The 20,266-nt window shown below is 39.6% G+C and carries 19 protein-coding genes and 2 pseudogenes; 1 reads left to right on the top strand and 20 read right to left on the bottom strand.

Translation table 11 applies throughout. The annotated features are described in order from the left end of the window. Positions 1–260: 260 nt before the first annotated feature. The 15 genes and pseudogenes from H0W62_01600 to H0W62_01670 form a co-directional block, all read right to left on the bottom strand. Entirely contained in the window at positions 261–1,862 is a 1,602-nt protein-coding gene (locus H0W62_01600; GenBank protein MBA3647239.1) for an FAD-dependent oxidoreductase, read from the bottom strand. Between the two features lie 196 nt (positions 1,863–2,058). After that, entirely contained in the window at positions 2,059–2,424 is a 366-nt protein-coding gene (locus tag H0W62_01605) for a hypothetical protein (protein MBA3647240.1), read from the bottom strand. A 159-nt stretch (positions 2,425–2,583) separates the two neighbouring features. Then, positions 2,584–3,080, bottom strand: a pseudogene (gene msrA, locus H0W62_01610) (peptide-methionine (S)-S-oxide reductase MsrA). After that, positions 3,077–3,442: a methionine-R-sulfoxide reductase gene (locus tag H0W62_01615; GenBank protein ID MBA3647241.1), complete on the bottom strand. Its 366-nt coding sequence runs from the start codon at positions 3,440–3,442 to the stop codon at positions 3,077–3,079. Before H0W62_01615 ends, msrA begins: the two are co-directional and overlap by 4 nt. 28 nt (positions 3,443–3,470) lie before the next feature. Then, on the bottom strand, positions 3,471–5,009 hold the full coding sequence (locus H0W62_01620) for a hypothetical protein (protein ID MBA3647242.1): 1,539 nt from the start codon (positions 5,007–5,009) through the stop codon (positions 3,471–3,473). A gap of 255 nt (positions 5,010–5,264) precedes the next feature. Further along, positions 5,265–5,417, bottom strand: a complete 153-nt coding sequence (locus H0W62_01625; protein ID MBA3647243.1) for a hypothetical protein — start codon at positions 5,415–5,417, stop codon at positions 5,265–5,267. A 23-nt stretch (positions 5,418–5,440) separates the two neighbouring features. After that, positions 5,441–7,276, bottom strand: coding sequence for a T9SS type A sorting domain-containing protein (locus H0W62_01630; protein ID MBA3647244.1), 1,836 nt, complete (start codon positions 7,274–7,276; stop codon positions 5,441–5,443). Positions 7,277–7,575: 299 nt separating this feature from the next. Beyond that, positions 7,576–7,728 (bottom strand): annotated as a pseudogene (locus tag H0W62_01635) (peptide-methionine (R)-S-oxide reductase). A 40-nt stretch (positions 7,729–7,768) separates the two neighbouring features. After that, positions 7,769–8,257, bottom strand: coding sequence for a DUF417 family protein (locus H0W62_01640; GenBank protein MBA3647245.1), 489 nt, complete (start codon positions 8,255–8,257; stop codon positions 7,769–7,771). A 52-nt stretch (positions 8,258–8,309) separates the two neighbouring features. Beyond that, positions 8,310–9,467, bottom strand: coding sequence for a hypothetical protein (locus H0W62_01645; protein MBA3647246.1), 1,158 nt, complete (start codon positions 9,465–9,467; stop codon positions 8,310–8,312). A 66-nt stretch (positions 9,468–9,533) separates the two neighbouring features. Further along, positions 9,534–10,661, bottom strand: a complete 1,128-nt coding sequence (locus tag H0W62_01650) for a DUF4142 domain-containing protein (GenBank protein MBA3647247.1) — start codon at positions 10,659–10,661, stop codon at positions 9,534–9,536. 288 nt (positions 10,662–10,949) lie between these two features. Beyond that, positions 10,950–12,440, bottom strand: a complete 1,491-nt coding sequence (locus tag H0W62_01655; protein MBA3647248.1) for a HAMP domain-containing histidine kinase — start codon at positions 12,438–12,440, stop codon at positions 10,950–10,952. Then, on the bottom strand, positions 12,427–13,146 hold the full coding sequence (locus H0W62_01660; protein MBA3647249.1) for a response regulator transcription factor: 720 nt from the start codon (positions 13,144–13,146) through the stop codon (positions 12,427–12,429). The genes H0W62_01655 and H0W62_01660 overlap by 14 nt, the downstream gene beginning before the upstream one ends. A gap of 153 nt (positions 13,147–13,299) precedes the next feature. After that, the gene (locus H0W62_01665) at positions 13,300–13,923 is read right to left on the bottom strand and encodes a hypothetical protein (protein MBA3647250.1); all 624 of its coding nucleotides are present in this window, start codon (positions 13,921–13,923) and stop codon (positions 13,300–13,302) included. Between the two features lie 109 nt (positions 13,924–14,032). Beyond that, positions 14,033–14,557 (bottom strand): hypothetical protein, encoded by a 525-nt coding sequence (locus tag H0W62_01670; protein ID MBA3647251.1) that lies wholly within the window; start codon positions 14,555–14,557, stop codon positions 14,033–14,035. A gap of 270 nt (positions 14,558–14,827) precedes the next feature. On the opposite strand from H0W62_01670, the gene H0W62_01675 reads away from it, so the two are divergent. Next, on the top strand, positions 14,828–17,323 hold the full coding sequence (locus H0W62_01675) for a T9SS type A sorting domain-containing protein (GenBank protein ID MBA3647252.1): 2,496 nt from the start codon (positions 14,828–14,830) through the stop codon (positions 17,321–17,323). Positions 17,324–17,447: 124 nt separating this feature from the next. Here the strand turns inward: H0W62_01675 and H0W62_01680 are convergent, their stop codons facing one another. From H0W62_01680 to H0W62_01700, 5 genes are all read right to left on the bottom strand, one after another. Continuing rightward, positions 17,448–17,858, bottom strand: coding sequence for an NUDIX hydrolase (locus H0W62_01680; GenBank protein MBA3647253.1), 411 nt, complete (start codon positions 17,856–17,858; stop codon positions 17,448–17,450). A 104-nt stretch (positions 17,859–17,962) separates the two neighbouring features. Continuing rightward, positions 17,963–18,793, bottom strand: coding sequence for a deoxyribonuclease IV (locus tag H0W62_01685; protein ID MBA3647254.1), 831 nt, complete (start codon positions 18,791–18,793; stop codon positions 17,963–17,965). 47 nt (positions 18,794–18,840) lie between these two features. Then, the gene (locus tag H0W62_01690) at positions 18,841–19,620 is read right to left on the bottom strand and encodes an enoyl-CoA hydratase/isomerase family protein (protein MBA3647255.1); all 780 of its coding nucleotides are present in this window, start codon (positions 19,618–19,620) and stop codon (positions 18,841–18,843) included. 10 nt (positions 19,621–19,630) lie between these two features. Further along, positions 19,631–20,035, bottom strand: coding sequence for a cobalamin B12-binding domain-containing protein (locus H0W62_01695; GenBank protein MBA3647256.1), 405 nt, complete (start codon positions 20,033–20,035; stop codon positions 19,631–19,633). Further along, positions 20,032–20,262: a hypothetical protein gene (locus H0W62_01700; GenBank protein MBA3647257.1), complete on the bottom strand. Its 231-nt coding sequence runs from the start codon at positions 20,260–20,262 to the stop codon at positions 20,032–20,034. Before H0W62_01700 ends, H0W62_01695 begins: the two co-directional genes overlap by 4 nt. Between the last annotated feature and the right edge of the window lie 4 nt (positions 20,263–20,266).

Below are 20,266 nucleotides of genomic sequence, written 5' to 3' on the forward strand. Positions count from 1 at the left end.
TTTTTGAATGGAATTGGTTTAACGAACTCACTTTTTATTTCCGTTTCAAGAACGGGCATCAAGACCTTTTAAAAATTCGATTACATCGTTTCTTTCTTTTTCATCCTTAAAATAAAAGGTATGAGGTTCATCTTTCCTCTGTCAGGATTTAATAATTCGTCCAAGCTTTTAACTGAGCCATTATGCAAAAAACATGGTTGTCCGGTTAAGATCTAACAACATGGCAGAGCAACACCGCGTGGTTCACCTGTTTGCTGCGCTTAGTTACTCATTACTGCATCCTGTTTAATCTCTATTCTTTTTAAATCTGTTGATGCCGGTCCATTAATTACTTTTCCTTCAGTAGTAAAGCGCGAACCATGAAGCGGGCAATCAAATGATTTCTCTTCAGCGTTCCATTGCAGGATGCCTCCGAGGTGCGGGCAAACTGCGGTGCAGGCATGAAGATTATTTTGCTCATCGCGATAAACCGCCATTTTTTTTAATCCTGAAGAAATTATTCCTCCTTGGCCCGGTTTTAATTCCTGTGCTTCTTTTACATCTCCTGCCGTAAACCAATCAGAAAGTTGCGCCACCATGTTTCCTGCTTCGTGTAAATAATCACCGGCAGTTTTCATGGTGATGCGTGAAGGGCTGTATAAATCTACCCACTGATTTTCTTTTCCAGTAATGATGTCAGTTAAAATAATTCCTCCGAGAGTGCCATGCGTCATTCCATTTCCTGAATCACCTGTTATGATGTAAATGTTTTCGTTACCAGGATTTTTACCGATGAAAGCCATTGAATCTATCGGCTCCATAACCTGACCTGACCATTTGTAGGCAACACCTCCCATTGAAGGAAATCTTTTTTTAGTCCATTCAATCAGTTTAATATACCGATCTTCTTCGCGAATATTTTCATCGTCCGCTTGTCCCACTTTGTGGTCTTCCCCACCGGAAATCAGAAGGTCGAAATTGTTATCGTATTCTTCTAACCTCACATAATGATAAGGAGCGCAAATCCATTTAGAATCCTGGTTGCCGGTATCCCACCATAATGAATAAGGTAATTTTCCTTTGGGAATTTTTGCCGCAATTACATAAGTACGATATGGCCACTGCTTGGTGTGCATGGTTACCCTATCGTTAACGGGCGTATTGGTGGCAACAATTATATGATTAGCTTTTATTTCGTATCCGTTTGCTTTTGCTCCTTTTTTAGTAATTTCTTCCGCTTTTGTTTCGGTATATATTTTTCCTCCCATGCCAATAATTGCATCTGCTAAACCCCTGAGATATTTCATGATATGAAACTGTCCTTGTTCAGGAAATTTGATGCACCATTTTCCTTCTTCTGATTCTAATGCGGGAACTTGTTCTAACATTTCTGTGAGCAACCCTGCGTTTTTTGTTGCTGCATATTCTTTTTCCAGAGTTTCTTTTTTATCGCTTCCGCTTAAAAATAAATATCCGGGAACTCTTTTAAAATTGCAATCAATGTTTTCGTGTTTAACTGTATTCGCTATAAACTGAATTGCTTCCATGTGACTGTTGGCGGCAAGCATTGCTTTTTCTTTTCCGAATATTTTTTCAAGTTCAAAATAACGGTCGTCCAATGCGCATGTAATGTGTGCTGTAGTTCTGCCTGTTTCTCCGCTGCCGATGTAACCGTCTTCAACTAATATTATTTTGCGACCTGATTTTAACAAACAGTATGCTGTGGTTAATCCCGCTATGCCGCCACCAACAATTAAAACATCGGTATCAGTATCTTGTTGAAGCTTTTCAAAAACAATCGGGTCAGCGGATGCAATCCAAAAAGATTTATTTTCTCCCGAAGTAATATTGCTGTCTATAGGTTCTGAATCTGATGCTTGCATAATAAGATCTGTTTTAAGCTAATTTCCCATTGTTATTTTGTTCTTAATTTGATTTTGCGCTTCATTTTTTTTGTGCTTTCCTTTTACAACTTTCTACTCACCCCACTTATTTCCCGCAGTAATGCAGGAAGAGGGAAGACTTCTGCGACAATTGTTTCATAACATTTATTATAATTAAAAATGTAACAGGCTCTTATTATTTTTTAGCAGCAACACTTCTTGCACTTTTGAAATCAGTAATCAGCCAGGCAATAAATACCACAAATGCGAAACACAGGTAAAATATTTTAGAGGCTGACCCTTCAATTGAACCGAGATAAAATGCAATGCCAACAAGCGTAACTGCAACAATTATTTCAATGATGCCATGAATTTTAAAAGGAATGATCTTGAAAACCCCCAGCTCAAAATCGGTACACAGCGTGAGAATTAAATGGATGAAAGCTATTACGTAAGTAAATGTGGAAGTAATGCTGCCCAATGAAAACAGGGTGGGTGATAACAATAAGAGAACCACCAGCGCATAATCCAGCATACCGTGGGTCTTTGAATTTATTTTCATAGTGTGTGATTTTTCGGATGTTGCTATTTTAATTTCTCCAATTCAGGAAATTTTGTTTGAATTGTTTGATTGATTATTCGTGTGGTCTACAAGGTAGTTTAGCTTTTTGTATCTGTTCGTTTATTTTTGGGGATAAATTATTTGTGGTGTCCAGGTTCTCTAAAATTTTTTTGTATAGCTATGACAATAAGGATTGCCTCCACCTTTAGTATAGTATTGCTGGTGCTTGCCTTCTGCTTTCCAGAAACTGTCCGCTTTTGTTAGTTCCGTAACTACCTCATGCCCTTTATCTTTTAATGTCCTTATTAATTTTTCGGCAGTTTGTTTTTGTTCATCATTCTGATAAAAGATAGCGGAACGGTATTGGCTGCCTATATCAGGACCCTGCCTGTTTTTTTGTGCAGGATTATGTGTTTCAAAAAAAAGTTTTACTAATTCTTCGTATGATGTGAATGAAGGATCGAAAGTTATCTCCACTGCTTCTGCGTGACCAGTATTGCCTGAACATACTTCATAGTATGTTGCGTTGTCTAAATGTCCTCCGGTATAACCTACTGTTGTTTCAACCACTCCTTTTGCTTTTGAAAATAATATCCAGTTCCCCAAAAGCAACCTGATGCAAAAATTGCGCGTTCCGTTTTTACTGCTGTTGTCATTTTATTTCGGGTATAAATTTTAGTGAAATGGAATTAACGCAATGTCTTGTGTTTTTTGGCGTAAATCTTTCGCCTTCAAAAACGTGGCCTAAGTGTGCCTCGCATGTTGCGCAAACTATTTCTGTTCTGCTTCCATCGGCATCGGGCAAATGTTTTACTGCCCCTTTTATTTCATCATCAAAGCTGGGCCATCCGCAGTGCGAATCAAACTTATCATCAGAGCGATAGAGTGGAGTATTGCATCTGCGGCATACATAATTGCCGGCTTGCTTATTGTCATTGTATTCACCGGTTCCGGGCCGTTCGGTTCCTTTATGAACGATTACTTTTTCTTCTTCTGGTGTTAATTCATTGAATTGCATTAATGTGTTTTCTTAAATATTGTGTGATTTATTTTAATGAACTCACTTGTTTATTGCCGTTGCCGGTATCAAGACCTTTTAAAAATTCGATTACATCGTTTCTTTCTTTTTCATGTTCAAAATAGAAGGCATGGGGTGCATCTTTTCCTCTGTCGGGATTTAATAATTCGTCTAAGCTTTTAACCGAGCCGTTATGCAGAAACATGGTTGTGCGGTTAAGGTCGAGCAGCAGGGGCAGGGCAACACCGCGCGGTTCACCGTGGTCACTTGCGTCCACTATTATCATTTTATCATCATAATCACCGGGTGAGTTTATCACTTCACTTTCCTTAGGATCTCCGCGCTTGATATCGGTTTGAACGGGGGCATACCCCTTCCACACTGTTTTTAAATCTATGAGTTTGGCATCAACCGCTATACCCTGATTTACGTTGTGGCAACTTGTACAATTAGAGCGGAACAACTCGCGACCGCGCGATGCCATTTCGGAATTAACTTTTTTTCCTGCCGGTGCCTGCAGGGAGAAAATATAAGCAGTCATATCTTTCAGCTTTTGATTGTCCACTCTTCTGCCCACAGCGTTATGCGGTTCACCGGGCTTACCAGCCATGTCTGCATTCACAAAAGGGTATCCTTTAACACCGGTTTCTGCAAGAATCTTTTTATAGTTATCATGAATCTTAACTCCGGCTGCGCCTGCTCTCATATACAAAAACTCACGTCCTTCATCTGTTGCAATCGTGCTCATGTCTAAATTAGAAGTATAAGATGAATTGGCGATATCTTCTGCCAGCGCATTTTGTCCTGAAGAGCTGTATGGAGCAGCAAGGTCTTGCCGGAAAAGAGGAACATTCTTAACGGGATTACCAATGCCATCCTGGGTTTCGTCAAACGTGCCCACAGGATAATTATCTATATTGGTTAGGTAAGCATCCACTTCAGCCTCAGTTGAATTTACCTCAATGCCTTTCGCAGCTCTACCAACAGTTTTGCCATCCATGCTTAATTGCAGGTTGGCATAATAAGCTCTTGAATTAGCAGCAGTGGCTAATAGTTTTCCTACATTGAGCGTGAGCGGAGCAAGCCCGTCCATGCGTTTGCCTGCACTTCCTCCATCAGGCATATTAAAAGCTGAAGCATCGGTAACGGTGTGGCATAATGCACAACTCAAACCTACCATATCGCCTTTGGTTATATCTAACTTATTATCCTTGTTGCTGTCTTTTGCCACCATGCCAATAATTGCATTTGTGTTGATGAGCATTGCTGTTGTTTTCGGATTATTAAGAAGCGGTGCATTTTGCATTGACAGGTCAGTTTTAAATTCTGTTTCCAACGCTTTTCTAAGAGTCGGCTCCACTGCTTCCATATCTATATGCACACCCAATTCCAACAGCATTTTCGGAGTTACTTTTTTCTCTTCCATTCCCTGCTGCATGCGCATGGCATTAAACCAAAACGCTTCGTTGCCGAAAGTTTCAAACCGGAACACTTCGCGACCTCTGGCGGCATCACCTAAAGGTTGAGGTTCCGGTTGCTGCGCATTGGCTGGACCATCGCTAACCATGGCTGTCTCTTTTGATTTTTTGTTGCCGGAAGAATTGCAGGAGTTCAGAAACAAATTTGTTCCTATTGCCAGTACGCATACAGAAAATATTCCAAGCGCTATCTTATGGTGAATCATATTAAGAGTGTTTTAGAATTACGTTGCTACTATGCCTGATAGAATTATTCTTGTGGTAGTTGTAATGTTGTTTTATTTTGTTTAATAAAAATTTAAAACCGGAAGCGCAAAATGAATGCTGTGCTTCCGGCTTATTATTTACTTTTTTATGCTGCCCGTTTCCATCATTTCTGCTTTCCTTTTCTCACTCATTTTTGTAGCTTTCATCATGTCGTCCTCTGTTATAATTGAAGATGGTTTATCTGCATAGGCCGTGTTTCCGCTCGCAGCACCAAATTGCAATTTCTGCATATTGGCAGGCTTGCCACAATTTATTAATGAACAACTATCAGTTTGCGCATGGACGCTCCTTTTTCAGTAATGGACCTTACCATATAGATCCCTGATGCCAATACACTGGTCGGGATAATATAGGTAGACGTTCCAACGCCACGCTTCCCATTATAAAGATTCTTCACTATCCTTCCACACTCATCGAGAAGGGTCAAGGTCACTTCCGAAGGAGAGTCCATGTTAAGATTAATTGTGGCTTCGGTATTTGCCGGGCTTGGCATAAGTTGGCTCAGCTGATTTTTATTTTCGGCAGAGAGCTCATCGATGCCAACGCTTAACGTGGTCACCATCCACACTTTACCGGTATTCGATTCGTAGATATCAAGCCCGGGTTCCAATACACCAAGGTCAACGATCAACAAAGTATCCCCCATAAAAATAGTGGAGACCGGTTTGTTCATTTTTTCCGGCACGAAAAGTTCATCTGCGGTAGAACCTGAATTTACAACAAAGTCTGATTTCTCACCAGTGATATGGTCAAAACGTGAGACCTTATAACCGGTAAACGTAAATGCACCTGTTTGCGGTGCAAAAGATCCAGACTCGGTAACAAACAAATTGTTTTCGAACCCGAATTGAGCACTGGTGGACGGGGCAAAACCAGTTACAGAAACGAACTGTCCCACTGTCGCAAAAGCATCCTTGACATTAAGGGAATTGGCGAAGCTTTGTGCGAACAAGGGCTCTGCACAATCAGTAGAATCTAAAACTGGTGAATTGCAGAACATGGCATCTGCTACACTCAAAGGCTCCTTGGTTACCGGATCGTGAAAATAATCAGGCCATCCGAAAAACTCCACATCACCACCTACCGTAATCTCAAACATATCGTCATAGTCATTGCTGATGGGGCGGTTTCCTTGAATTACGTAAGTATCAGGGTTAAGTGGGTCATTAGGATCACCGGCCTGTCCACGTATATCCGACCCATTATTGGAAATGAACAATCGACTGGAGTCACTTGCGTCAAATGCAATTCCGAAGGGATTCCTAAACCCCCAACATTCGAGTACAAGTGAACCCGCTACATCAGCAGCCGATGGATTGAAAGAATATACTGAACCTACACCAGCGATTATCCCATCCTGAGGATTGGTTGGTGTAGCCGCGGCAACCACATACTCGCTTGTTTCTTCACCCGTATCAAATGCACGGTATGCTGCAGTTACTGCGTTTGAATCTGGATCTAAAGAAGTTGGTACGAGGGCTGTAAAGCCATTGGGTGCGAAGGTGATGTCCACAGGCGCTATGTCCCTAAAGCCAGGCGCATCTTCTACCCATTTAGGTACGTTGTCCGCACCAACCACACCTGAATTAGTGGCTGAACCAATGCTTACATATCCTCTTCCGTTCGGTGCGAAAGCGATGGTATTAGTTTGGTGGTCACCAGCAGAAGGTAAATTTGCAATTACCGTTTGAAATGTGCCTGCCGGATCCGCCGGATCAAAATGAGAAACAGCACCGAGAAGCCAGTCATTGGCACCCACTTGCCTGTGGGAGATCCAAATTAGACCATCTTTAAAAGTAATGTCTGTAAAAGGAGGCATTAGCATACCGGGAGGTAGCATGGCGGGGGTTAAAATAACGGTCGCCATGCCGGGCGTAGCTCCGTTGAGCGTTACTTCCTTAACTGTTGGATCAACACCCGGAAAACCCGCCTCGGTAACCCAAATTTTACCGTTTCCAACGGTAATATTACTGGGATAATTTAGCCCGTCAATTCCGAGCTCGATGTTATAACCTTGTGAGATCATAACACCGGGTACATTGTCGTCCGGGACTAAATTTTGCGAAATGCCTAATAAGGGTAGGAGCATAAATGCAGCCGCCATATTAATAAATATTGCGTATTTTTTTTTCATTGCTATTGCTATTGCAAATGCGGTTAAGTAGATTATTTTTTTCATTTTATTTTTTTAAATTGTTAGAAATAATTTTGGTTATTTTTTTTAGGAAGAAATTGCAATGGTGCTAATTCGCTACTAAATGCGGTAATTGATTTTTTTGATTTTCAACTATTTTATTTTTGCTAAAAACATTTTAATAGATTTTAGTTTTAGTTTAGTTTTTCCCCATGTCTTTCATCATTTCTTTTTTCATCATTTCATTCATTTTTTTTGCTTTCATCATGATATAGGGGTGTATTGCAGCGACGGCAGACATACGTTCCGTTTTCTTTGATATTGTTGTACTCACCCGTGAAAGGCTGCTCTGTTCCTTTCCGAACAATTACTCTTTCTTCTTCTGGCGTTAATTTATTGTATTCCATTTTACGTTCTTCAGATTTAACTGTGTTACATTTTTAAAATTCAAACGAGTTTATTATTTATGTTAGCAGCCATTAAAGCTTCACCTGCTGTCCACACTGCAGCGCCCAGCAGCAGAATGTCTTTTGCCAGAAACTGACCCGGATTGGGCGAAAGAAAAGGAAACCCATAATCAGGCTGCCATACACCGGGAGTTGATAACAAAAAAGTTAGTGTAATAAGAAACATAATAATAGCACCCATGCTGCCAATGGCTGACAGCTTCGGCGCGAACCGTCTGGTAGCAATTAAAATTCCCAATGTAATTTCAATCACGCCCAGCAGTGCAGAGAAGCTCTGCACACTCATTGAGTTGGAAAGCCACGACAAAAGCGGGCTGTTTGAAGCCAGCCCATTAACACCTTCAGCCTCGTAGGCGGTGAACTTTAACATGCCTACCCATAGCAAAACAATTACAAGACCGTAACGAAGAACATCAGTTCCAAGCCGTTCAAGTTTTGCTCCCCTCTCACTGGGAATTATTGTTGTCATGATTATTTTTTTATTTAAAACTTTTATGAGGGTTGGGATTGTATATGGGTGGTTAACGGGCATCGTCAGGTACAAAAACAATTGGACAATTAATTATTATGCCAGGTCCGCCAGCAGGGCCCGCAACGTTAATACCTCCAAGAGATGCATTTCGCACACCCATGCCTCCCGGTAGTAAAAAACCGTCAGCATAAAGCTCAATAATATTAATAGGTGCAATTATTTCGTGTTTATCGGTTTTAACTCTGGTTTGCATTCCTGCTGCAATTGCTGAATCGGTCCACATTACCGGTGTTGCGTCCCAAAAAGGGCTGTAAGCAGCGGCATCACAAAAAGCACTGGGATCACTTGCATCCTGACACCCTGCCTGTTCCTGAAAAATGTTCAGCGGATCACCTTCTCCCGCTACGGCTGAACGAAGACCCTGGCGGTTTGGATTGTCAACACCCATTGGGCCATTAATCACCGGGATTATAGCTTCACGTGCTGACCGAAAGGATTTGTCATCACCGGGATTGGGCGCTGCATTCATATTGGGCGCAAAGGTGTTATCTTCAAGGGCTGCAAGGTCATTATCAGATGTTTCCGTGCTGGTATACAAAATCGAGAAACCTTCATAAAATCCTTTCGTAAGCTGTATTTTAACGGTCATGTTTACCTTATCCATGCTTATCACTTTATCATGAACTCCTGTACTGTTTGCTATGTGAGCAGCATCGTATAATATTTTTCCATCAAACGTAACGAGAGGGCTGTAAGCAGCATCTCCAACAGAACCTGGTTCAGAAGCAGGATCAAGAGGAAACAAGTCAGGACCGGGCACTAATTTATTAACTGGTGAAAAATCTACATTACCGGCAAATTTTAGTATGGGAAAATCATGTGGGTTTTTTGCTCCGCCGGTTACTACTGTTGCTGTTTGCACCGCCACGGTACCCATAGCATGTATTAGTTTCGGAGACCAGTTTAATCCAAGCTCAATAGCTTTATCTACGTCGTTAGATTCTGTAATGACGTAAAAAACATCACCCCCGTTTGCATCTTGTCCGCGATACATTGGAAAAACGCCGGTGGCATTTATAGTATCTATTTCAGTGACACTTGCCATATTGTTCGGGGTACTCTTTAACTCGTTGTCGGAAATCAACGAATCTTTTTTGCAGCTTACGATTATAATCGTTAAGGCGACAAGGAATATTAATTTTTTCATGAATTATATTTTAAAATGTTAGAAATACTTTTGAGCTATTTAAAAATTGTGTTAGGCAAAATCCCACTAAGAATTGTCTTTCAATTTCTTTGCCTGATCAAGATGCATGGCTACATGCTGGCGGGTATCGGTTATATGTTGTTTTAATGCCTCATTCTTTGCTGTTTTTAAAAGTTGATTATCTATCATGTCCAATGCTTCTGTATGACCTTTAATCATAGCATCTAAATATGCTGTTTCAAAGTCTTTGCCATCCAATGGAATTAATGTCGCTAATTCACCTGCTCCTTTTTTCATTACAGCATCCACTGCTTTTGTAATGCTTGGGGTTGTGTTAATGCTCTGACCCAGTTGTGCGGTCTTCATCATATTAGCGCCATGCTCAGTTTGCAGCATTTTTGCATAGTCCATTACAGGCCCGCTTATTTTCTTTTTCTGGGCTTCTGCCGCAGCTAATATTTCGTTTACGTTTACGGCATTTACAAAGGCAAGTACCTCCGCATCGGTGCCTTCTGTGTTAGGTACATCACGCATAGCAGCACCAGGAATAATAGGCTTGTCAGGGAAAAGCACATTATCCGTTGGGGGTGTAAACTGAAGCTGATCTACATAAGCGGGATGCTTGCCACCAAAATCAGCGACAACATTTTCACCAAAGGCCTGGCGTGCCTGCGCAACCGTTTTTGTTCCGTTGATGATGTCGCGGGCAAGGTTAAGGGTAAGAACATTGTGTCCTTCCAAATCGCAACGGGCCGACATTTCGCCTTGTGTTTTATTGATAGTCATACTGGCATCAAAAGCCACCAGGTCATCAATTTTATCAATGGGCACATTGTAAGAAACGGTGTTTTCCAGAAAGTCCATGTGCGGCGCAGGAAAATCGTGTGGAATTTCTTTTTTGGTTACCATGATGCGCTTGTACGGACCAGCGTTATGCCATATAATTGCTTCGGATGAAACCTCTGCCGGCGCTCCGTATTTGGCGGTCATTTCTTTTACAGCAAGCCTGGGTCGCTCCGGCCAGTCCGAAACATCTACAGCATCTTTTTTGCCGTTCATAGCAGCGTTATTTTGCTGGTTATTCACCGTGTCCTTATCCGTCATCTTATGGTCCGATGCGGAAGGATTACAGCTTGCCAGAATACTTAATCCTGCAAGGATTGTTAGCGCAATAGTTTTATTAATTGTTTTCATTTTTATATGTAATTGGATTCTTAAAAAAGTAAAGAAGGTAGTTGCTGAATAATATTGTAAGAAAAATTTATAGTGTTACGAATGGTTAATCCAGGATGTTCATCTTATTAAGGCAGCAAAGAAACCACAATGGCGCTAAAGAGTTATCACAAAAGCATCACGATTTTATGCTTTTTATTAAGATCAATTAAGGTTCATGCTAATAAATTAATAACGAGCTACCTTATCACCGATACGCTCTATTGTTAAATATATTTTTAAATCTATGGAGTAATTTTCAGCCAAAAATTAATTAATTTTATAAACAGGTAAGCTAAAGCTGAATGAACTTCCGCTCTTTTCAGTGCTCGTCAATTGAAGTGAAGAATGATGTAATTCCAGGATTTTTTTTGCAATAGTTAATCCGAGGCCGGCACTGTCCTTTAAATCTATAAAATTATCTGTGGTACGGTAGTTACGTGTAAAGATCTTTTCCTTTTCATTTTCAGGTATACCAATTCCGGAGTCAGTTATGATAATTTCTACATGGTGATCGTATCTAAGAGTCTTAATCTTTACATGACCACCTTCGGGAGTAAACTTTATTGCATTATCAATCAGGTTTTGCATTACGCGCTCAATTAATGAAACATCTGCGTATACCGGAGGAAGATCTTTAGAGAGATATGTTTCGAGTGTAATATTTTTCTCTTTCGCAATTAACTGGTATTTATTATTCATATCATTTGCCAGTTCGCTAATTGAAAATGGTTCCTTTTTTGGTTCTACTTGATTGGCTTCCAACTTTGATAGTTCAAAAAGTTCATTTACAAGCTTTTCTAATTTCCGGGAATTTTGCAAAATGGTATTTATGTACCGGTTGCGATCAGAATCGGTAAGGGTAAGCTGTTTCATTTGCAGGGTTTCGGCATAACCCTGTATCACCGAAACCGGAGTTTTTAAATCATGCGAAATGTTGGCTATAAGCTCACGCCTCAGCATTTCTATAGCGTTTACTTTATTAATATTTTCAGTTAAGATATCTGCCATTTGATTGTAGATATCTGCAAGCTGTTTTACGTCTCCCTTTGATCGGACATTTACGCGTGCACTCAAATCGCCTTCTTTAAACCGTTGCATCACTTCGAATACATTTCTGTAATTTTTGGTAATAATCCGGATAAGAATTAAGCCAATGATAAGTGTGGCAAGCAGCGTTAATACGATACTTTTAATTCCAATTTTAATTAAATAATTACGTGACAGCAATTTCAGGACTGCATCATATTCTTCGCTGGTGAGCACTGCGTAAATGTATCCTGTTATAATATGGTCTCTTAAAACAGGAGCAGCAGAAAAGACTTTCTTTTGACCAGGGTGACGCGGATCATCGCCCGTCGTATATTCTGTACCTCCTGTAAGAATAAATCTCTTAATGGGGTCAAGACTTATTTTTTCCAGAATAATTTTTTTATTTGGAGCATAGTACGAAATGATATTTCCATCAATATCCAGCAGGTAAACCTCAAGGCTTGGATTTATAGCCATCAGCTTGTGAAACGTTTCTTCCAGCAGGGCTTTATTTATTTTTCCATTCTCGTACGGATTGGATTGTTCTGCAATATGCGTCGCAATTTTACGGTTTAGCAACTGGTTTACTTCTTCATAATGGATTCGGGATGTTTGTATAGTAATATAGATGTAAGCGATACCCGTAATGATCAGCAGTAATGAAAAGATTGCCGCTATTCGCCAATATAAACCTGTAAGAGGGTTTGGTTGGAAATTATTTTTTTGCATCAATAGGTTGTATTTCATCATTAAAACGATAACCTATACCCCAGGTAGTTAAAATAAAGCTTGGGTTTGACATATCTGATTCAATTTTTGCTCTAAGCCTGCTGATGTGAGAGTTTACGGTATGCTCGTAACCGGTGAATTCATAACCCCAAACTGCATTCAGCAATGCTTCCCTTGAATAGCTTTTTCCGGGATTTGATATAAATAAATATAAAAGATCAAATTCCCTGGGTGTAAGATCTATCTTGGTTCCCTTCACCAATACTTTTCGTTTATCAGCATCAATAGTAATATCACCGGCAGATATAAGTTTGTTTGCATTTGAGCGGATGTGATAGTTAATTTCTTCTCTTCGCAAAATAGCTTTTACCCGTGCAATGAGTTCACGGATACTGAAAGGTTTGGTAAGGTAATCATCAGCTCCTGATTCCAATCCTATTATTTTATCGATCTCTTCGGAGCGGGCCGTAAGCATTAAAATTGGTGATGCATTATTTTCAGCCCTTAGCTTTCTGCAAATCTCCATACCGTCCATGTCCGGCAGCATAACGTCTAAAATAATCAGGTCAAAAGGCTTTTTCATCGCATGTAACATTCCATTTTTACCTGTGGTTGCCTTAGTAACTTCACAATGAATGTCTTTCAGATGTATTTCCAGCAGCTCAATAATATTTTCATCGTCTTCAATAATTAATATGTTCTTCATAAGCTTCGTTTGATTTTAATCTTATTTATGAAAAAAACTAAATCCTTTTTTTAACCAGGGCTGAAATGTAACCTTACAAAATTAAGAAAGGATGCTATTTTAAAAGCATCCTTCTTCAATATCGAACTGCATCGATAAATTTACAGACTGCAATTATTTATTCATCATCTTGTCTAAGTTTTTATCATGATATTCTGCATTGTCTTCGCTGCTAAAATTTAATTTTTGAGTGTAAGCAGGCTTTTCACCTTTCATAACCATCATGATTGTTTTACCATAAAATTCCCTTGCTTCTTCTACAGTTTTTTCGCCCATAATTACGTCGTATGCAAGATTTAAAGCAAGCATATTATTAGCTTCCTTGTCGCAACGCGCAGATAATTCTCCCTGTGTTCTGTCAACAACCACGCTGCCGTCAAAGGCTGCAAGCTCATCGAATTTAGACGGGTCAACTTTATAGCTAAGAAATTGTTGCATTACATCCATGTGCGTTACCGGAAAATTGTGGGCTACTTCTTTTTTATATACAATTGTTTTCATCCAGGGTCCATTATTATACCACATCATCGCATTCTCAGTCATTTCATTAGGCTTACCATATTTATCCATCATTTCCTTTGCGGCCATTTGAGAAGCTTCTGGCCACGATTTCATGTTATCCATCATCATCATGTCCATTTTCTTGTCGTCGTTCATGTTGTTTTGTGCTATTACACTAGTTGTACAGAAGAACACAGTTAATACTGCGAGGATCAGAAATTTAATTTTTGATTTCATTGTTTTATTCTTAATTGAATTGAATTTTTTTTTATCCTATAATGCCAAAACTAGTTTTTAAAGGTTATAGAAGTATCACGAAAAGAATGAATAAGTATGTTACCTCACGTTACTTTTCAAAACCTTTTAATCCCAGGTAAGCTTGCTGTTCACTTATCATTCTTCCGATGTAGGTACAGCGTAAGGAGATCCTCCAATCTCTGTTAATGCTCCGTTTGCTCCAACTTTGAATAGTTATGGTATGTGTGTGAAATGCGCCGGATACATATAAATATCCGTCAGGTGTTTCATACATATCTTTTGTATCACCGGGAGGCAATCCGCCACCTCTTTCAAAATAATTAGGATTCAATGATGCGGATAAAAGCCCATCACTTCCAATATTAAACACACTCACTATAATTAGAAGTAAAGCTTGCTGTAACAAATGTTGATGATCATTTCTGGGTCCTGTAAGAAAATTTTGAATCCTGGCTGCTGTATTTCCACCATGAACCGTAAGGACTGTTATCTTCTTTGGAAGAATGTAAATTGAAGTTGGCCATATAGAAATACTGATCATTGGACCTCCATGAGGAGCAAATTTATTCGAAAAGTATTGCGTAAGAATCACCGGAATGATAACATATATCAATTATTACTTAAATTATTTTAGATAAGTTTTGGAATCTATAAGAAGAGGTTTGAGAGGAAAAGAATATATGTTTTCAGTTGTATGATTTAAAAGCATTGGATTTGCTGAAGTGTAAGCCTGTTCAACAAGGCTTTTAACCTGTTTAGCATATTTTATTTTCGGGGCACCTGCTAATGCATGAATTTTAATGTTCTTTTTTGTCTTTAAATAGGATGCAGGTTATTATAACTGCAAATTTTTTTTAATCATCTTTATTTGACAATCTTAATAATGAAAACCATCTCAACTTCTTTTTTCTCAATACTTATTTTTCTATTCTACTTCACTGATACCTATGCTCAATGGCAACAAACTTCAGGACCCGCCGGAGGGGTTACTACTGCATTGTATGCAAAAGGTGATACCCTTTTCTGTGGAAATTTTGAGCATTATACACTTACTAATCAGGGCGGAAATGCCGGAACCTTATACAGAAGCACGGACCATGGTCAGCATTGGTACACAGATAGCTCAAATTTTATAGGTGAGCCGCTTTCCTTTACACACAAAGGCTCGACTGTCTTTGTCTCTACATCTACAGATGGTATTTTCAAAAGCACCGATAATGGAACCACATGGAATTCTCTTAGTGGTACCAATTCAATTTCACCCGGCACGCTATTAACTGTTAGCGGGGTAATCTATGTCGGTACACTTAACGGCGTTTATAAATCTACTGACAATGGAAACACTTTTATTAATGCTTCTGTTGGCTTACCTGATTATCCTGGTATATTAAACTTGGCTGCCCTAGGCACAACCCTATATGCATCCGTAAGTAGCATAAATGGAAATGGTATTTATAAATCTACCAACAATGCCGCTACCTGGCAAGCTGTTAATAATGGGTTGCCTGTAACTGAGTGGGCAATCAACGGTGGCCTGGCTACCAATGCCACCACTGTGTTTGCTTCTTTTGCAAACGGCGTTTACAAAAGCACCAATTCAGGGGCAAGCTGGACTTTATCAAACGATGGATTCACAGGACAGGTTTTTGCGTTAGGTGATACTATATTCGCTTCAGTGCTTGACCCTTATTGGGAACTATATAAGAGTTCAAATGACGGGGCAACCTGGACACCCTCGAGTTCAGGAATACCTCCCAGTGAAGAACCAGGCATACTGGTGAACATCGGCAGAGAAATTTATGCAGGTACAAGTTTATATGGAAGTGTTTACAGAACGATTGATATGGGCTCTTCGTGGCAACCTTCGAACATAGGTTTGGCCGAGGTGGATGTAAAAACGATTTTTCCATCCGGAAATACTATTTTTTCAGGAAGTTTAAGTAATGCAGGAGTGCATGCTTCCTCAGATGGCGGAAATACGTGGATACCTTCAGGTAATGGTTTACCGGATGATTATAGAACAGTAACTTCTTTTACCCAAAATTCATCGTACTTATTTACCGGTATGCTCTTCAGAGGTGTTTACCGAAGCAGCAATAATGGGAATTCATGGTCTCCGTCAACAACTGGCTTAACGGTCTTCGGATTATATATTGATTGCCTTACCACTCAGGGAACAGATGTTTATGCAGGCACCTATGATGGAGTTTTTAGATCTACAGATAATGGAAACCATTGGACTATTGCAAGTCCCATAATCGGGAGCAGCAGGCCTGAGGTAACTACAATTGTATCTATCGCGGGAGTTTTAGTAGCCGGTACTCCAATAAACGGTATTTACAGATCAACGAATAATGGCGCTACATGGACTTCGGTTAATGGAGGCATACCGGTTGCCAGCCCCATTCACCAGATTATAGTAAGAGGAACAGATCTGATTGCCGGTACAGGGGCCGGAATCTATATCAGCAGTGATAATGGAATTACATGGACTGCCAAAAACAATGGACTTCCTAACATTCACAATGCACGCACGGTGGCTGCAAAAGGTGACACGTTAGTCACTTCGATCTACGACCAAAACTATTTTGTAGCGGTAGGAAATTTCATTAGCTACAACAATGGGGCGAGCTGGTCCGGTTTTAATGCAGGAATGGATCTTTTTGCTGTAAGATATCTCGCTATTAGCAACAATATTGTCTTTGCAGGAACTGAAAACGAATCCATATGGAAAAATGAACTTTCGCCGTCGGCATCAGGCACCCTTCATGTTGCTTCTCAGAATGTAACTCATTTGCAGGCCAGCAACGGAAAATTTTTTGGAAACGATAAAGTAAAGGTAGTTGACAATAATAATCAACCTGTTGGAGGAGTAACGGTTAATGCCACCTATTCAGGCCCCAGCTCAGGAAGCGCAACAGGAATAACCAACAATAACGGCATTGTTAAATTAAAGACTACAAAAATTGCAAATCCTGTAGGAGCCTGGTGTTTTACAATAACCAATCTTGTAAAAAATGGATATGCCTATGATGCAAGCAAAAATGTAAGTACAACGGCCTGTGATCCATCAGGATTTAAAGAATTTTCCGGTGATCAGGAGTCTTTGCGGGCAGATAAAATTTCTATAGCACCTAATCCTGTGGCGGGAAATAATGCTAATATTACCTATGCTTTATCTTCAACTGGTAATGTATTCTTAAAAATATTCGATGCGAGGGGATTGATGGTAAAAAAGATTCAGTTAGGTGATGAAAGTATTGGAATACATCAGTTTGTATTGAATGGTATAGATCAGATGCAGGTAGGGATTTATTTAATAGTTTTAGAAGAAAATTCAAATGTGATCGTACAAGGTCGTTTTATGGTAGTGAAGTAAATTTCATTCTTAAAATTTTTTAAAACCGTCTTGGTAAGGCGGTTTTAATTTGCTGCAGGGGATAGCTATCACAATAGGTACTTTAAAATATATAGAGGCAGATTGAATAGTTCATGGCTGCGCTTTACTTTGATTCTCTCTGTTCTTTGAAAACCCGCATTATCTTATTATGGTCAAATGCCAATTGCATATTTGAATATTTGATGGTTTTGATTATTTCCTCTGTATCTGATCCGGCTTGAAGAGTACCTCCTGTTGGACGTGCGTAATAGGTAATGGAAACAGCATGTCCTCTTGGATCACGGTTGGGTTCCGAGAAAACACCTACTATATTTAATAACTCTACTTCAAGGCCGGTTTCTTCCATCACTTCCCGCTTTGCTGCATCTTCCACAGTTTCTCCATACTCAACATGTCCGCCCGGAAGTCCCCATTCTCCTTTAAACGGGGAATATTTCCTTTTACCGAGAATAATTTCTCTATCCGGAAATTCAATGATTACGTCAACACAAAGAGTAGGCTTGTCATTTTTCATAAAATAATAATGGCATTAAAAAATCAAAATAATAGATTGCTTTGCATTCACTGATGCTGGCCGCAGTGAACTCAAAAATTCACTATCTTATTTATTGTTGTCAACTATTTTACCATTTTTCTCAGTGTTTTTAAATTTTTCATATCCCAACCATCTTCAGTTTTATTTTCTATCACTTTGGGTATATGAGGGAAATTTTTCATTATATATTTAAATGGCACTAATCCTATTTTACCTTTCCCAATATGTTCATGGCGATCAAGATGACTCCGTAATTCACCTTTGCTGTCGTTTAAGTGAAAGGCATTCAGGTTTTTTAAGCCGCATATTTTATCGAAAGAACCGAGCGTCTCCTCGATACCGGCTTGTGTTCTTATATCGTATCCGGCTGCAAAAGCATGGCAGGTATCGAAACAAAACCCAATGCGGCTGCTTCCCACATTTTCATAAATGAATTTCAGGTTTTCAAAAGTACCTCCTACGCTTGAACCCTGCGCTGCAGTGTTTTCGAGTGCAATTATTACCTTGCTTTTATGAGTAGCCTGAAGCACCTGCTTTATACCTGCAGCGATTTTTAGCATGGCTTCTTCTTTAGATTGTGTACCTGCAGTGCCGGGATGCATAACACAAAAAGACAGCTTTAGCTCTGTGCATCGTATTACTTCTTCCGTTAAAGCTTGCAATGTTTTTTCAAGAATAACCTGGTTGGCCGACCCGGGATTTAAAAGATAAGAGCAATGAGAGAAGATTGTTTTCACTTTTGATTGTTTCCATACGAAAGAAAATTTTCTTTTCTCTTCTTTCGAAACAGGCCTTGCTTTCCACTGACGCTGATTGCGCGTGAAAAGTTGAAAAGTATCAATATTTAACCTTGCTGCTTCACTGAATGCATTTTCTAAACCACCCGCTACCGAACAATGTATTCCCAGAAGCATAAGTCTTAAAGAATATTAATTGCAGGATAAATATTCCAGGTGAATTATTATTTTCCTGTAAATATTGCCGGACGTTTTTCTAAAAAAGCAGCAGTTCCTTCCTTAAAATCTGCTGTGTCTGCACAGAGGCTGAATTCATTCACTTCAAAATTAAAGCCATCCACATTTTTTGCAGAAAAAGCGTTAGTGCAGGCAATGATTTGCGTTACAACCCGTGGAGGTTTTGTTTTTATTTTATCAAGAATGGATTTGCATTTTGGCAATAACTCTTCCTGCGTTGTTACGTAATTCACCAGCCCGCACTTAAGAGCGGTTTCTGCATTTATTGTGTCAGCGGTTAACAGCATTTCTATTCCTTTGCCTATTCCGGTGTAGCGTAATAATCGTTGTGTTCCTCCGTAACCCGGAATAGTTCCAAGGTTAATTTCCGGCTGTCCAAACTTTGCATTTTCACTTGCAATCCGTATGTGGCAGGCCATGGCTAGCTCGCATCCTCCACCAAGTGCAAAGCCATTTACTGCAGCAATTACAGGTTTAACTGCTTGTTCAATTTTGTTAAAAACACGATGCCCGTTTGAGGACATCTCCCTTGCCTGCTCTATTGTAAAGTTTGAAAATTCAGAAATATCTGCACCTGCAACAAAGGCCTTTATTCCTGATCCGGTAAGTATTACGCCTCTTATTTCTTTGTTATAATTCACTTCATCAAAAACTGAGTCAAGCTCATCAATTACTTTTCGGTTCAGCGCATTTAGCTTATCCGGGCGATTGATGGTGATCGTTAATATGCTATCGTTAAGCTGGGTCAGCAGGTATTGAAATTCCATATTCTTATTATTAAAAGTCTCTGTGTGTTGTTACATATCCGGTTATATAACTAACTATATCATGTGTTGAAGTACCGGGTGGAAATAGTTTTCCTACACCAGAGTCATTTAAAATTTTCATGTCCTCATCCGGAATAATTCCACCACCTGTAACCAATACATCCGTCATATCTTTTTCTTTAAGCATTTGCATTATTTTGGGAAAAACAGTCATATGTGCTCCTGATAAAATGGATATTCCAATCACATCCACATCTTCCTGCAAGGCTGCATTAACCACCATTTCCGGGGTTTGCCGAAGACCTGTATAAATAACTTCCATGCCTGCATCACGAAGCGACGAAGCAATAACTTTGGCGCCCCGGTCATGGCCATCCAGGCCTACCTTAGCAACTAATACCCTTATAGGTCTCATTTCTCCGTCTTTCTTTTCTTTCTAATACCTGTTGAAGGTGCATTCTTTTTTTCTTTCCATTCATCTTCATCTAGTTTTTTGTCCACAACATTCCGGTCTAAAAAATCATTTAGCTTATCCACTGAAATATTGCTGATGATCTCGCCAAATTCGTTTACATGAATATCCAATCCTTTTAATTCTGGATTTACCTGCGCCTCTTCTTTTTTCAATTTTCTTTTTTTCATTGTG

Source organism: Chitinophagales bacterium (assembly GCA_013816805.1).
In the GTDB taxonomy this organism is placed as follows: Bacteria; Bacteroidota; Bacteroidia; order Chitinophagales; family UBA10324; genus MGR-bin340.